Raw genomic sequence first — 15,548 nt, forward strand, 5'->3', positions numbered from 1 at the left:
GGACAGTGGAGCGCGTGCGGCGGGCCGGTACCGGACCGTGCCGCAGAGACGGGGCCGGCGTCAGTCTAGCCGCGGAGCCTCGCCGGGGTCGTGGGGGTCGAACGGTGCGTCGAGCGACTTCGTGAGATCGGCGAGCATCGCCTCGATCTGGGGTTCGACGTACTCGGTCACTGCGGCCTGGATGCGCAGGCGATGGTGCAGCAGGACCGTGCACACCTCGCGGCCGACCATGTTCGCGTAGTCGTCGGCGAGCCCGACCTCCTGGCGCAGCGCCGCCTTCGCCTCCTCGCTCAGCGGGGGGAGCGCCGGCACATGCGCGTCGGCCTCCTCGGCGAGCCCTGCGATCGTGAACAGGAACGGGGCGCCGGGCACCGGATCGGGGTCCATCGGAAGGCCCTCGAACTCGGGATCGAGTCCTTCGCCGGGGCGGTAGGTGCGCGCGCGGTTGCGGGCGGCCTGCTGATCGAGCTCGGCCTGCAGCATCGGCAGGTTCAGCGCCGTGTACTCGGCGACCGAGCGGTCGACGATCGTCTTGATGCGGGTCGACAGCCCGTGCTGCACGCCGTGCGGCACGTCGGCGCCGAGGCCCGCAGCCGAGAGAACGGGCGACCCGAAGCAGCGGCGGCAGGGGGCGGTCCGCCCGTGGTGCGTCGCGGGCTCCCAGCGGGGCACCCACGCGAGCCAGGCGTCCACCGCCTGGCTGACCTGGGTCTCGAGCGACCGCTCCACGCGTTCCACGCTAGTGCCCGGCCCCGGCGCCCGCGCGGATTTCCGCGGTCGCCTGCCCTGTTCCCTCTCCTGTGAGGTCCGGACCTCACAGCGCGCGCCGCGCGAAGACCTGCGAAGTCCGGACCGCGCCGTTGCCCGGCCGACGCCGCGAACCTGCGAAGTCCGGACATCGCGTGAGGGGGAGCACTGAGTCCGGCGAAGTCCGGACTTCCCGGAATCGGATGCTGCGATGAAGGGTGTTCGCGGCGCCGTCGGCCGCCGGATCACTCGTCGTCCTCCCACGGCCATCTCGGGCGGCGGGCACGGGTGCGCACGAGCGCGATGCCCGCCCACGACGACACGAACGCCGCCGAGGCGACGACGAACCCGAACCACGTGGTCGCGAGGCGGCCCACGACCGCCGTCGCGACGCCGAGATCGGCGCCGGTGAACACGGCGCCGAACCACACTCCCCCGAGGTACGCGAGGAAGGTCGCGGCGGTCGTCCACGCGGCACCCCAGTACGACGGATGCCTCGCCCCGGCGCCGGCGATCGACCCCGGGCCCGCGGCAGCCGGTGCGGCGCCGCCCGTCGGGGCCGCAGCATCCGTCCGGCTCGAGGCGCGTGCGATCGCGGCCCACAGGCCGCCGGCGAACGCGAGTGTCGCGCACACGACGCCGGTGATCCCGGGAGCCTGTCCGAGCCCGGGGCTCGCGATGACGTCCTCCCCCATCGCCAGACTGGTCATGCCGAGTCCGAAGATGAGGAGCGCGACGAAGCCCATCGTCGCGAAGGCCAGGGCGACAGGCGGTCGCACGGGTCCCTGCGACGGCCCGTCCGAACCGTCAGCGGCCATGCCGCCAGCCTACGTCGGCGGGCACGGCCGCGGACGGTGCCTACGCGCGGACGAGCTGCGGGCCGGCCTCGAGCGTGCGCTCGTACTCGCGCTGCGCCTCGATGTTGAGCTCGGTGACGCGCTTCGCCCGCGCGGCGGCCCACGCACCGAACCAGATCGTGAGCTCGCGGCCGATGATGAACGCCGCGATCGCGAGCGGCGTCAGCAGCTCGCCCTCGACGAGCTTGGCGCCCTCGCTGGCGGTGAGGTTCCAGAACGGGGCCTGGAACAGCGCGCCCAGGACGTGTCCGGCGTACGCGGCGACGCCCACGAGAATGCCGAAGACCACCCAGTGGCCCCAGCGGCCGCGGTTGATGATGGCGCCGAGCAGCCAGAACCCGAGGAAGAACACCACGACCGGCACCCAGAGCGACCAGGTCGCCAGAGCCTCGAGGGCGGTCGTGCCGACGTTCGCGCCGGTGACGTCGCCCTTGATCGCGTCGACGCCGAGCCACACTGCGAGGTAGAGCACGGCGAACGCGACGGCGGCGAGCAGGCCGATGGCTCCGGCGGCTGCGCGGTTGCCCCGCGGACGCGGAGCCTCGGGCGCCTGCACGAAGATCGGCTGCGGGGCCGCGGCCGCGGCGACGACCGCGGGTTCGGCGACGACGGGCTCGCTGGGGGTCACGACCGGCGGGACCACGACGGTGGGCGAGTCGTCGGCGGCGGGAGCGGGCGTCGCGGACGAGGTGTAGTCCAACGAGGCCGCCTCCGGCGATTCCCACGGGTCGGGCTCGGCGGCGGCCGGCGCGTCGGCGGCGGTCGAGGGCGCCTCGGCGGCGGTCGAGGGGGCGTCGGAGGCGCCAGGCGCCTCGTCGGCGGGGGTCTCTGGGGCGGGAGTCTCGCTGCCGACCGCGTCGCGCTTGGCGGCCTCTGCGTCGGCGAGACCTTCGTTCGCACGGCCGACGACGTCGTCGACGCCGTTGGGCTCGTCGACGGGCTCGCCGTAGGACGACTTGGGGTCACTCATCGCAGGCACTCCTCACGCAGGGATCATCCCCGCAGAGGCAGAGTAGCCCGCGGTTCCGCGCACACGACGGAGGCGTGCCGGAGGAATCCGCGCCCGCCCACTACCCTGAGCCAATGGCACCACGGGCGTTCCAGGTCACCGCGGCTACGGCTGGGCCCCCGCCACCTGAGGCTCCGCGACGCGCGCCGGCGCGGCGTGGAGTGGTCGCGGGGACCATTCTCTTCGCACTCGCCGCCTTGACGGCGTGCGCACCCGACGCGCCGTCGGGGGGCGGACTCACCTTCACGCCGACACCGTCCACGTCGGCGTCCGGATCGGCGACGCCGACGCCGACGCCGTCACCGACTGCGCGCGCGGAGATCCCCGACGACTGCCGCGCGATCCTGACCGCCGACGTGCTCGCTCAACTCGAGGGCGTGCCGCTCAACGACCCCGCCTTCGGCGCATCGGGACCGCAGGCCGACGGCGGCCTGGTGTGCGTGTGGCGCGACCCCGCCGCCGACACGACCGGGCTGGTCACCAAGATCTCGTACATGTCGCGCGGGCCGGCGCTCGACATGCTCAACAAGCTCGTCACCGACGAGGGCTACACCTGCTACACCCCCGATGGCGGCACGCGCTGCGAGAAGACCTGGCCGAACGAGACGTACCCGGTGACCGACGGGCGCACGCTGTTCTGGCGCGACGACATCCTCATCGACACGCAGTACTCGAACCTCGCGCCCGCCGGTTACACGGCGGCCCTCGTCGCGAGCATCTTCGGCTGAGTCAGCCCCAGACCGTGCGGTCGAGCCGCGGGCCGTAGTCCTCGGGGTGCCACGTCGTCTCGACGCTCACGAGCCACAGTCCGTCACGGAGGGTGTGCTCCTCGCGCACCGCGCCCCGTGTGCGATCGCAGACGGTGGCGCCGTCCGCCGTCCGGCAGGAGAACCCGTCGCCCGCCAGCGCGGCCTCGGCGATCGTGGCGGCGTCCGCGTCGACCTTCGACAGCGTGGTGACGATCCCGCCCGCGTCGAACCGCCAGGTGCACGTCACCAGCACGTCGGGTGCGGCGGCGTCGGCGAACGCCGTCGCCGTCGTCGCGGGAGCCGCCATCGACTGGTTGAGCAGCGATCCCTCCCGCCAGGTGAGCTCGTTCCAGAGATCGTCGGAGTACAGCGTGCGGCAGTCGATCGCGCCGCCGTCCGCCGCGGTCTGGGCGGGCGTCTGCGCGGGCGTCGCCTCGGGCCGCGGCGCAGTGGCACTGCGCAGCGTGTCGCCGACCCACGCGACGGCCACCGGGACCATCGGCAGCGCCAGCCACACGAGCGAGGCGACGACCGCGGCGCACAGGATCCCCGCGGGCACGGCGATCCACGAGTTGCGTCCGCCGGTCCTCGCCATGGGGCCCCCACCTCCGTCTCCACGGTAAGCCGGAGAGACGGATGCTGCGCCGCGGCGCGCGCGGGGCCTGCGAGGATGCCGCGGGGCGAGGCATCCGTCCCCCCGCACGTTCATGCCGCCGAAACACGGGTCGGTGACGACGGCACGCCGGGAACGGATGCTGCAGCCCGGCGTGCCGGATGACGGACCCGTGTTTCGGCACAGCGATCGGCCGAAAACACGAACGGCCCTGGTCGAAACCAGGGCCGTTCGTCGAGGTTCAGGGTCGTTCCGACCCGGGACTCAGTTGTAGTCGGTGGTGAAACCGTCCGTGGAGAAGCTGTCGAAGTCGACGTAGCTCAGGTCGGCGTCGGTGTACGCGCCGTCCGAGGCGAAGATGCGGTTGGGGTACCGCTCGCTCTTGGCCTCCTCCGTCGCCTCGACCGTGACATCGCGGTACTTCGCGAGTCCGGTTCCGGCGGGGATGAGCTTTCCGATGATGACGTTCTCCTTGAGGCCCATGAGCGGGTCGCTCTTGCCCTCCATGGCCGCCTGCGTCAGGACGCGGGTGGTCTCCTGGAACGACGCGGCCGACAGCCACGACTCGGTCGCGAGCGACGCCTTCGTGATACCCATCAGCTCGGGACGACCCGACGCGGGGCGCTTGCCCTCGCCGACCGCCTCGCGGTTGATGGTCTGGTACTTCTTGAAGTCGACCAGCTCACCCGGGAGCAGCGTGGTGTCGCCGTGGTCGACCACGGTGACCTTCCGCAGCATCTGACGGACGATGACCTCGATGTGCTTGTCGTGGATCGGCACACCCTGCGAGCGGTACACGCCCTGGACGCCGTTCACGAGGTACTTCTGCACCTCGCGGGCACCCATGACACGCATGACCTCCTTGGGGTCGAGCGTGCCGACCAGGATCGGCTGACCGACGGTGACGTGCTGTCCGTCCTCGACCAGGAGCGTCGCGCGCTTGAGGACCGGGTAGACGTGCGGCTCGTCGCCGTTGTCGGGCGTGAGGATGACCTTCTTGGCCTTGTCGGTCTCGTCGATCGTGATGCGGCCGTCGGCCTCGGCGATCGGCGACGCACCCTTCGGGGTGCGGGCCTCGAACAGCTCCTGCACGCGGGGAAGACCCTGCGTGATGTCGTCTGCCGACGCCGAACCACCGGTGTGGAAGGTACGCATCGTCAGCTGCGTGCCGGGCTCACCGATCGACTGGGCCGCGATGATGCCGACGGCCTCGCCGATGTCGACGATCTTGCCGGTCGCGAGCGAACGGCCGTAGCACTTCGCGCAGACGCCGACGGCCGAGTCGCACGTGAGCACCGAGCGGACCTTGATCGACTCGACGCCGGCGGCGACCAGCTTGTCGATGAGCACGTCGCCGACGTCCTCACCGGCCGAGGCGACGACCTCGCCCTTCGGGTCGACGGCGTCGGCCGCGAGCGTGCGGGCGAACACCGAGTTCTCGACGTTCGCGTCGCGCACCAGCTCACCGTCGGCGCCGGGGGCGGCGATGGTGAACTCGAGGCCCTTGGTCGTGCCGCAGTCCTCCTCGCGGATGATGACATCCTGCGAGACGTCCACGAGGCGACGCGTCAGGTAGCCCGAGTCGGCCGTACGGAGGGCCGTGTCGGCCAGACCCTTACGTGCACCGTGCGTCGCGATGAAGTACTCCGCCACCGACAGACCCTCGCGGTACGAGGAGATGATCGGGCGCGGGATGATCTCACCCTTCGGGTTGTTCACCAGGCCTCGCATACCCGCGATGTTGCGGATCTGCAGCCAGTTACCACGGGCGCCCGACGAGACCATGCGGTTGATGGTGTTGTCGGCCGGGAAGTGGTCGCGCATCGCCTTCTGGACCTCGTCGGTCGCCTCGGTCCAGATCTTGATGAGCTCCTGACGACGCTCGGCGTCGGTGGTGAGACCCTTCTCGAACTGCGCCTGGACCTTCGCGGCCTGCTTCTCGTAGCCCGCGACGATCTCGCCCTTGTTCGGCGGCGTGAGGATGTCGCTGAGCGCCACGGTGACACCCGAGCGGGTGGCCCAGTAGAAGCCGGCGTCCTTGATGCGGTCGAGGGATGCTGCGACCTCCACCTTCGGGTACTCCTCGGCGAGCTTGTTCACGATCTGCGACAGCTTGCCCTTGTCGGCCTGCTCGCGCACGAACGGGTAGCCCTTGGGGAGCGTGTCGTTGAAGATCGCCTGGCCGAGCGACGCGTCCACGAGGCCGTGGCGCTCGTAGCCCTCGGGCGCTTCGCCCTCGAGGAACGCGAGACCCGGGATGCGGATGCGGACCTTGGCCTGCAGGTCGAGGGTGCCCTCGTCCTTGGCCAGGATCGCCTCGCCGACCGAGCCGAACACGCGGCCCTCGCCGGCAGCACCCTCGATGACCGTGGTCAGGTGGTGCAGACCGATGATCATGTCCTGCGAGGGCAGGGTCACCGGACGGCCGTCCGACGGCTTGAGGATGTTGTTCGAGGCGAGCATCAGGATGCGGGCCTCGGCCTGGGCCTCGACCGACAGCGGCAGGTGCACGGCCATCTGGTCACCGTCGAAGTCCGCGTTGAAGGCGGCGCAGACGAGCGGGTGCAGCTGGATGGCCTTGCCCTCGACGAGCTGCGGCTCGAAGGCCTGGATGCCGAGGCGGTGCAGCGTGGGTGCACGGTTGAGCAGCACGGGACGCTCGCGGATGATCTCCTCGAGCACGTCCCAGACCTCGGGACGCGTGCGCTCGACGGCGCGCTTGGCCGCCTTGATGTTCTGCGAGTGACCGAGGTCGATCAGGCGCTTGATCACGAACGGCTTGAACAGCTCGAGCGCCATCTGCTTGGGCAGACCGCACTGGTGGAGCTTGAGCTGCGGACCCACGATGATGACCGAACGGCCCGAGTAGTCCACGCGCTTGCCGAGCAGGTTCTGGCGGAAGCGACCCTGCTTTCCCTTGAGCATGTCGCTCAGGGACTTCAGGGCGCGGTTGCCGGTACCGGTGACGGGGCGACCGCGGCGGCCGTTGTCGAACAGCGCGTCGACGGCCTCCTGCAGCATGCGCTTCTCGTTGTTGACGATGATCTCGGGGGCACCGAGGTCGATCAGGCGACGGAGGCGGTTGTTGCGGTTGATCACGCGACGGTAGAGGTCGTTCAGGTCGGAGGTCGCGAAGCGGCCACCGTCCAGCTGCACCATCGGGCGCAGCTCCGGCGGGATCACCGGAACGACGTCGAGCACCATCGAGGCCGGCGACATGCCGGTCTGCAGGAACGAGTTGACGACCTTCAGGCGCTTGATCGCACGGATCTTGCGCTGGCCCTTGCCCTCGGAGATCTGCAGGTGCAGGCTGTCAGCCTCGGCCGCCAGGTCGAACGCCTCGAGGCGACGCTTGATCGACTCCGCGCCCATGTGGGCCTCGAAGTACTGACCGAAGCGGTCCTGGAGCTCGTGGAAGATCTCGTCCTCGCCCTTGAGCTGGCCGACCTCGAGCGTGCGGAAGTCCTCCCACACCTTCTCGAGACGCGTGATCTGGTCGTCGGTGCCCTTGCGGATCGACGCCATCTCCTTCTCGGCGGCGTCCTTGACCTTCTTCTTCTGGTCGGCCTTGGCACCCTCCTCCTCGAGCGCGGCGAGCTCCTCCTCCAGCTTCTGGAGGCGAGCGGCCACACGCGCGTCGCGGCGGTCGGCGAGCGTCTTGAGCTCGAGGCGGATGTTGTTCTCCTGCGTCGAGAGGTCGCGGTGGCGCGCCTCGTCGTCGACCGAGATCACCATGTACGCGGCGAAGTAGATGACCTTCTCGAGGTCCTTCGGCGCCATGTCGAGCAGGTACCCGAGGCGCGAGGGCACGCCCTTGAAGTACCAGATGTGCGTGACGGGCGCGGCGAGCTCGATGTGGCCCATGCGCTCACGGCGGACCGAGGACTTGGTGACCTCGACGCCGCAGCGCTCGCAGACGATGCCCTTGAAGCGGACGCGCTTGTACTTGCCGCACGCGCACTCCCAGTCGCGCGAGGGTCCGAAGATCTGCTCGCCGAACAGACCGTCCTTCTCGGGCTTCAGGGTGCGGTAGTTGATGGTCTCGGGCTTCTTGACCTCGCCGTAGGACCAACGACGGATGTCGTCAGCGGTGGCCAGGCCGATGCGAAGCTGATCGAAAGTGGTTGATTCGAGCACTGGTTCTCCTGTGTCGGAAATTCGTTCGTTACCTGGCGCGCTTAGATCTCGTCGATCGACGAGGACTCGAAGCGGCTGGAGATGTTGATGCCGAGCTCTTCAGCGGCGCGGAAGGCGTCGTCGTCGGTGTCGCGGAGGTTGACCGCCGTGCCGTCGGCCGAGAGGACCTCGACGTTCAGGCAGAGCGACTGCATCTCCTTCATGAGCACCTTGAACGACTCGGGGATGCCGGGCTCCTGGATGTTCTCGCCCTTGACGATCGCCTCGTAGACCTTGACGCGGCCGAGGATGTCGTCGGACTTGATCGTGAGGAGCTCCTGGAGCGCGTACGCGGCGCCGTAGGCCTCGAGGGCCCACACCTCCATCTCACCGAAGCGCTGGCCACCGAACTGCGCCTTACCACCGAGCGGCTGCTGGGTGATCATCGAGTACGGACCAGTCGAGCGCGCGTGGATCTTGTCGTCCACGAGGTGGTGCAGCTTCAGGATGTACATGTAGCCGACCGAGATCGGAGCCGGGAACGGCTCGCCGGAGCGACCGTCGAACAGCTGCGTCTTGCCCGACGAGTCGATCAGGCGCTCGCCGTCGCGGGTCGGGTTCGTCGAGTCGAGCAGACCCGCGATCTCGGCCTCGAACGCGCCGTCGAACACCGGCGTGGCGACCTTGGTGCCTGCCGGCGCCTCGAACGCCTGCTCGGGCAGCTGGGCGGCCCACTCCGGGGTGCCCTCGACCTTCCAGCCCTGCTTGGCGATCCAGCCGAGGTGCAGCTCGAGGACCTGGCCGAAGTTCATTCGGCCGGGGATGCCGAGCGGGTTCAGGATGACCTGGACCGGCGTGCCGTCCGCGAGGAACGGCATGTCTTCCACGGGGAGGATCTTCGCGATGACGCCCTTGTTGCCGTGACGGCCGGCGAGCTTGTCGCCCTCGGTGATCTTGCGCTTCTGGGCGATGTAGACCACGACGCGGCGGTTGACGCCCGAGCCGAGCTCGTCGTCGCCGTCCTCGGCGTTGAACTCCTTGACCGCGATGATCGTGCCCTGCTCACCGTGGGGCACCTTCAGCGACGTGTCGCGGACCTCGCGGCTCTTCTCGTTGAAGATCGCGCGGAGCAGGCGCTCCTCGGCCGAGAGCTCCGTCTCGCCCTTCGGCGTGACCTTGCCGACGAGGATGTCGCCGGGGCGCACCTCGGCGCCGATGCGGATGATGCCGCGCTCGTCGAGGTCCTTCAGGAGGTCGGGGCTGACGTTGGGGAGGTCACGGGTGATCTCCTCCTTGCCGAGCTTCGTGTCGCGGGCGTCGACCTCGTACTCCTCGATGTGGATCGAGGAGAGGGTGTCGTCCTTCACCAGGTCCTGGCTGAGGATGATCGCGTCCTCGAAGTTGTGACCCTCCCACGTCATGAACGCGACGAGGAGGTTCTTGCCGAGGGCGAGCTCGCCGTTCTCCGTCGCGGGACCGTCGGCGATGACCTCGCCGGCCTCGACGCGCTCACCGGCCGAGACGACCACGCGCTGGTTGTACGACGTGCCCTGGTTCGAGCGGTCGAACTTGCGCAGGAAGTAGTCCTGCGTGCCGCCCTCGTCGAGCTGCACGGTCACGACGTCGGCCGAGACCTCGACGACGACACCGGGCTTGTCGGCGGTGACGACGTCACCGGCGTCGATCGCGGCGAAGCCCTCCATGCCCGTGCCGACCACCGGCGACTCCGAGCGGAGAAGCGGGACGGCCTGGCGCTGCATGTTCGCACCCATGAGGGCGCGGTTCGCGTCGTCGTGCTCGAGGAACGGGATGAGCGAGGTCGCCACCGACACCATCTGGCGCGGCGAGACGTCCATGTAGCCGATCTCCTCCGAGTGGAAGAGGTCGACCTCGCCGCCGTTGCCGCGACGGGCGAGGACGCGGTCCTGCGCGAAGCTGCCGTCGGCCTTCAGCTCGACACCGGCCTGGGCGACGATGTAGTCGCTCTCCTCCGAGGCGGTCAGGTAGTCGATCTGGTCGGTGACCTTGCCCTCGACGACACGACGGTACGGCGTCTCGATGAAGCCGAACGCGTTGATGCGCGCGAACGAGGCGAGCGAGCCGATCAGACCGATGTTCGGGCCTTCCGGCGTCTCGATGGGGCACATGCGGCCGTAGTGCGACGGGTGGACGTCGCGGACCTCGACGCCTGCGCGCTCACGCGACAGACCGCCGGGGCCGAGGGCCGAGAGGCGGCGCTTGTGGGTCAGACCCGCGAGCGGGTTGTTCTGGTCCATGAACTGCGACAGCTGCGACGTTCCGAAGAACTCCTTGATCGCGGCCACGACGGGGCGGACGTTGATCAGGGTCTGCGGCGTGATCGCCTCGATGTCCTGCGTGGTCATGCGCTCGCGGACGACGCGCTCCATGCGCGACAGACCGGTGCGGACCTGGTTCTGGATGAGCTCGCCGACCGCGCGGATGCGACGGTTGCCGAAGTTGTCGATGTCGTCGACGTCGAGACGGATCTCGGCCGGCTTGCCGCCGCGCACGCCGTCGAACGTCACGTCGCCGCGGTGCAGGCGGACGAGGTACTTGATCGTCGCGACGATGTCGTCGACCGTCAGCACCGAGTCGGTGAGCGGCTTGTCGAGACCGAGCTTGTGGTTGATCTTGTACCGGCCGACCTTGGCGAGGTCGTAGCGCTTCGGGTTGAAGTAGAAGTTGTCCAGGAGCGCGCGGGCGGCCTCGGCGGCGACCTGCTCGCCCGGACGGAGCTTGCGGTAGATGTCGCGGAGCGCGTCCTCCTTGGTGAGGATCGTGTCCTTGGACAGGGTCTCTTCGATGGAGTCGAAGCCGGCGAACTCGGCGAGGATGTCCTCGCTGGTGAGGCCGAGGGCCTTCAAGAAGACGGTGACCGACTGCTTGCGCTTGCGGTCGATGCGGACGCCGACCTGGTCGCGCTTGTCGATCTCGAACTCGAGCCAGGCGCCGCGCGACGGGATGACGCGCGCCGACACGATGTCCTTGTCGCTCGTCTTGTCGGGGGTCTTGTCGAAGTAGACACCGGGCGAACGGACGAGCTGCGACACGACGACGCGCTCGGTGCCGTTGATGATGAACGTGCCCTTGTCGGTCTGGAGCGGGAAGTCGCCCATGAAGACCGTCTGGGTCTTGATCTCACCGGTCTGGTGGTTCATGAACTCGGCCTCGACGTAGAGCGGGGCCGCGTACGTCTTGCCGCGCTCCTTGCACTCCTCGATGGAGTACTTCTCGGGCTCGAGGTACGGGTTCGTGAACGAGAGCTGCATGGTCTCGCTCAGGTCCTCGATCGGCGAGATCTCCTCGAAGATCTCCTCGAGACCGCTGACCTCGGGCACGTCGGTACGACCGGCGGCCTTCGCGTCCGCGACGCGCGCCTTCCAGGCCTCGTTGCCGACGAGCCAGTCGAACGACTCGGTCTGCAGCGCGAGAAGGTCGGGGACCGTCAGCGTGTCGGAGATCTTGGCGAACGAGAGGCGGGATGCTCCGCGTCCGTTCTTCGGGGTGGTGGTGGGGTTGGATGCGTTGCGCGCAGCAGCCAAGGGGATTACCTCCGTGGGCCCGTAGGGCTCGTTTCCTTGTCGTCAGGTGGAGTGCTCCTCATCCCCGAAACCCGCGCGGCACTCCCCACGTGAACGTGAGGGGGCGCAGGCACAGCCGACCACCATATGAGGGCAGGGGGAATCCAAGAGCGCAAAGACCCACTATACGTCGGACGACGCGCCGTGTCCAGTCGGATTCTTGAAAAGTTCTGGATGCTGCGGTATAAGCCGCAAGACGACCGCACCCGCGCGCCCGGCACAGGGCCGGAGCGCACGGGTGCGGCCTGGTGGCAAGCCGGATCAGTGCTTCTTGCCGAGGTTGCCGCGGCAGGCGTCTCCCGGGTTGATTCCCACGTCGATGCCCGCGCTCACGAACATGCCGTAGCTCTGGATGCCCTTGTACCCGTGCTTCTGGTTGCCTCGCGCCGCGAGGCCGTCGTCATCGAAGCCCTCCGGGTTGCCCTCGACGCTGTCGATGGTGTCCTGGCCGGAGAACGCGCACTCCGACGCGGAGTTGTTCGCCCCCTGCGCCTCTCCGCCGTTCCCGGTGGCCTCGCCTGCCATCGCGGCTCCGCCGCTGCCGAGCACCAGCCCGATCGCCACGACCGCGCACGCCAAAGCCTTCTTCATCGCATTCCCCTCCCATGAGTGATGTCCGAAGCCCCAATTCGGACGACGGTGTCCTCTCCGACGCCGTCACCGCCGCAACATACTCCTGCGCACGGCCGCGCGGAAGAGAGGGGCCGCGACGCGAAGCGGCATGTCCGCCCGGCGCAGCGCCGTCGCCCGTCCGATACATCAATGCACCGAAACCATGGCGAAACGCCCCGGTTCGCGCCAATATATGCACATGACTGGGGTGGGACACCCCGTGATCCGCACGCCCGACCAGCGGATCCGGGTGTTCGTGAGCTCGACCCTGCGCGAGCTCGCGGAAGAACGCGAAGCAGTGCGGTCGGCCATCGANGCCATTCACTGCCGGCGACTGACTGGGGTGGGACACCCCGTGATCCGCACGCCCGACCAGCGGATCCGGGTGTTCGTGAGCTCGACCCTGCGCGAGCTCGCGGAAGAACGCGAAGCAGTGCGGTCGGCCATCGAGCGACTCCGGCTCGCCCCCGTGATGTTCGAACTCGGCGCCCGCCCCCACCCGCCCCGAGACCTCTACCGCTCCTACCTCGCCCAATCCGACGTCTTCATCGGCATCTACGGCCAGAGCTACGGCTGGGTCGCCCCCGACGAGAACGTCTCCGGCCTCGAAGACGAATACAACCTCGCCCCCGCCGGCATGCCCAAACTCATCTACGTCAAAGACACCGACACCCGAGACGAACGACTCACCCACCTCATCGCCCGCATCCAAGCCGACGACACCGCCGCCTACCTCCACTTCCACAACACCCAAGACCTCGAAGACCACGTCGCCGGCGACCTCGCCATGCTCCTCGCCGAACGCTTCGACGAATCCCAACGGGTGATCCGATACACGCTGACCCGATTCGCCCTGCTCCTGCTCGGGCTTCTNCCCGCATCCAAGCCGACGACACCGCCGCCTACCTCCACTTCCACAACACCCAAGACCTCGAAGACCACGTCGCCGGCGACCTCGCCATGCTCCTCGCCGAACGCTTCGACCAGTCGCGGCGCACCGAGCCGGCCACGGCGGCCGAGATCTCGCTCGCGGCACGCGTGCCCGAGCCGTACACCGAGACGATCGGGCGCGAGGGCGAGCTCGCCGAGATCCGGGCGCTGCTGGCCGGAGGCCTCCACCGCGTGGTGAGCCTCATCGGGCCCGGCGGCATCGGCAAGAGCCGGCTCGCGATCGAGGCGGCCCACGCGAACACCGACCTGTTTCCCGACGGCGTGTACTTCGTGCCGCTGGAGGGCGTGCTCGAGCCGGGGCTGCTGCTACCGACGATCGCCTACATCCTCGGCGTGCGCGACACCGGGGCGGCCACGCTCGAGGAGCGCATCGCGCAGGCGATCGGCGACCGCCACGTGCTCATCGTGCTCGACAACTTCGAGCAGATCATCGACGAGGCCCCCGTTCTCGTGCGCCTGTACTCGCTCGCGCCGCGGGCGTGCTTCCTGGTGACGAGCCGGATCGTGCTGCGCATCCGCGGCGAGCGCGTGTTCGAGGTCGAGACGCTCGAGACGCCCGCTCCGGACGTCCCCGCCACGCTCGCGCAGGCACAGGCCTCCTCGGCGTGCGTGCTGTTCGCGGAGCGTGCCGCGTCCGCACTCCCCGGCTTCCAGCTGACCGCCGAGAACGCGGCCGACGTCATCGGCATCTGCCGCCGGCTCGACGGGCTGCCGCTGGCCATCGAACTGGCCGCGGCGAAGATCCGCCTGCTCTCGCCGCACGACGTCGCCGAGCGCCTCGGGCACACCCTCCCGCTGCTGTCGACCTCGGTGCGCGATCTTCCCGACCGCCATCGCACCATGCGGGCGACGATCGACTGGAGCGTGGGCCTGCTGGCCGATGACCAGCGCGCGATGCTCGAGGACCTCGGCGTGTTCGCCGCACGATTCAGCCTCGAGTCGGTCGAGGCGGTGGGCGGGACCCGCTCGTGGGGTCCCCACACGATCGAGACGCTGGCCGCGCTGATCGATGCTTCGCTGGTGCAGCGCATCGACTCGGGCGGCCGCTCAGTGTTCTCGCTCCTCGCGATCGTCCGCGAGTACGCGCTCGAGTCGCTCGAGTCACGGCGGGCGGCGGATGCGATGCGCATCGCGCACGCCGACTACTACCTCGACCTGGTGCACCGCGTGGCCCCACGACTTCGCGGCGCCGAGCAGATCGATGCCGTCGCCGAACTGGGGCTCGAGGTGCCGAATCTGCGCGCCGCGGCCCGCCACCTGGTCTCCATGGACCGGCTCGACGACGCCGGCGACTTCGCGTGGACGATGCTCGCCTACTGGTGGATCTGCGGGTATTTCGCCGACGTGCGGCTGTGGATGCTGGAACTTCTCGAGAAGCGGATGCCGCTGACCCCGCGCACGCGCGCGATCGCGACGTTCTTCCCGCTGTGGGCAGAGCTGTGGCAGCGACCGAGCGACCAGGCGGTGGAGGACCTCGGCGAGGTCGTGCGGCTGTTCACCGAGAGCGGCGACGAGCAGGCCGCTGCGATGGCGCTCGCCGCGAAGGCGTCGGCGCGGCTGCAGTTCGCCGACCTCGACGAACAGGTGTTCCGCGCCGAGATCGGAGAGGCGATCGCGACGCTCCACGAGCTCGGCGACCGCTGGGCCGAGTCCCTCGCCGAGGTGGTGCTCGGCCAGTTCGGCATGCTTCGTCGCGACATCCCGGCGGCGCTCGAGCACCTCGGCCGGGCGGTCGACATCGCCGACGCCGCCGATGACGCGTTCACCCGCGTCGTGGCGGGCAACAACCGCGCGCGCCTGCGCTTCGTGCTGGGCGAGCGCGATGAGGCGGAAGCGGAGTTCCTGCTGACCCTGACGCTGTCGATCCGGCTGCACTTCGTCGACGGCGCGACGTACGGGCTGGAAGGAATGTCGGCGATCGCCGCCTCACACGGCGAGGCGTGGCGCGCCGGAGCTCTGGCCGCGGTGGCGGCGACGATCCGCGAGACGACGGGCATCTACGACATCGAAGGGTTCGCCGTGCATCTCGCCCCGCTGGAGGCGCTGCGTGCGATCGATCCCGAGAGCGTCGAGGCCGGTGAGCGCGCGGGCAGCGAGATGGGCCTCGCGGAGGCCATCGCGATCGCGCTGCCCGACGCCGACGCGGACGTCCGCGAGAAGGTCCCTTCGTGGTGACGGGCCTCGAGCGCGCGCCCGTGATCCGCACGCCCGACCAGCGGATCCGGGTGTTCGTGAGCTCGACCCTGCGCGAGCTCGCGGAAGAACGCGAAGCAGTGCGGTCGGCCATCGAGC

Annotated in this window: 9 protein-coding genes; 2 read left to right on the plus strand and 7 right to left on the minus strand. The window is 69.4% G+C overall.

Annotated elements, in window-relative coordinates:
- Positions 1 to 60: 60 nt before the first annotated feature.
- The 3 genes from ASF40_RS17825 to ASF40_RS17835 all read right to left on the minus strand — a co-directional run bounded on the left by ASF40_RS17825 (position 61) and on the right by ASF40_RS17835 (position 2,574).
- Complete coding sequence (locus tag ASF40_RS17825) at positions 61 to 729, minus strand: hypothetical protein (protein WP_056371415.1); 669 nt, start codon at positions 727 to 729, stop codon at positions 61 to 63.
- A gap of 263 nt (positions 730 to 992) precedes the next feature.
- A complete protein-coding gene (locus ASF40_RS17830) occupies positions 993 to 1,565 on the minus strand; it encodes a hypothetical protein (protein WP_056371417.1) in 573 nt (190 codons plus the stop codon).
- A 40-nt stretch (positions 1,566 to 1,605) separates the two neighbouring features.
- A complete protein-coding gene (locus ASF40_RS17835; RefSeq protein WP_056371419.1) occupies positions 1,606 to 2,574 on the minus strand; it encodes a hypothetical protein in 969 nt (322 codons plus the stop codon).
- Positions 2,575 to 2,687: 113 nt separating this feature from the next.
- Between ASF40_RS17835 and ASF40_RS17840 the strand changes: the two genes are divergently transcribed.
- Complete coding sequence (locus ASF40_RS17840; protein ID WP_235560273.1) at positions 2,688 to 3,341, plus strand: hypothetical protein; 654 nt, start codon at positions 2,688 to 2,690, stop codon at positions 3,339 to 3,341.
- A gap of 1 nt (position 3,342) precedes the next feature.
- Here the strand turns inward: ASF40_RS17840 and ASF40_RS17845 are convergent, their stop codons facing one another.
- From ASF40_RS17845 to ASF40_RS17860, 4 genes are all read right to left on the minus strand, one after another.
- Positions 3,343 to 3,957 carry a hypothetical protein gene (locus ASF40_RS17845; RefSeq protein ID WP_056371423.1) on the minus strand — a complete coding sequence of 205 codons (615 nt, stop codon included), beginning with the start codon at positions 3,955 to 3,957 and terminating at the stop codon, positions 3,343 to 3,345.
- Between the two features lie 282 nt (positions 3,958 to 4,239).
- Entirely contained in the window at positions 4,240 to 8,112 is a 3,873-nt protein-coding gene (gene rpoC / locus ASF40_RS17850; protein ID WP_056371425.1) for a DNA-directed RNA polymerase subunit beta', read from the minus strand.
- A gap of 41 nt (positions 8,113 to 8,153) precedes the next feature.
- Positions 8,154 to 11,654, minus strand: a complete 3,501-nt coding sequence (gene rpoB, locus ASF40_RS17855; protein WP_056371427.1) for a DNA-directed RNA polymerase subunit beta — start codon at positions 11,652 to 11,654, stop codon at positions 8,154 to 8,156.
- Between the two features lie 300 nt (positions 11,655 to 11,954).
- The gene (locus tag ASF40_RS17860) at positions 11,955 to 12,284 is read right to left on the minus strand and encodes a hypothetical protein (RefSeq protein ID WP_056371429.1); all 330 of its coding nucleotides are present in this window, start codon (positions 12,282 to 12,284) and stop codon (positions 11,955 to 11,957) included.
- A gap of 412 nt (positions 12,285 to 12,696) precedes the next feature.
- On the opposite strand from ASF40_RS17860, the gene ASF40_RS21720 reads away from it, so the two are divergent.
- Positions 12,697 to 13,178: DUF4062 domain-containing protein (locus ASF40_RS21720; RefSeq protein WP_442922708.1), on the plus strand; the 482-nt coding region annotated here is incomplete at its 3' end.
- Between the last annotated feature and the right edge of the window lie 2,370 nt (positions 13,179 to 15,548).

Origin of the sequence: Microbacterium sp. Leaf288 (genome assembly GCF_001422925.1) — a bacterium.
GTDB lineage: Bacteria > Actinomycetota > Actinomycetes > Actinomycetales > Microbacteriaceae > Microbacterium.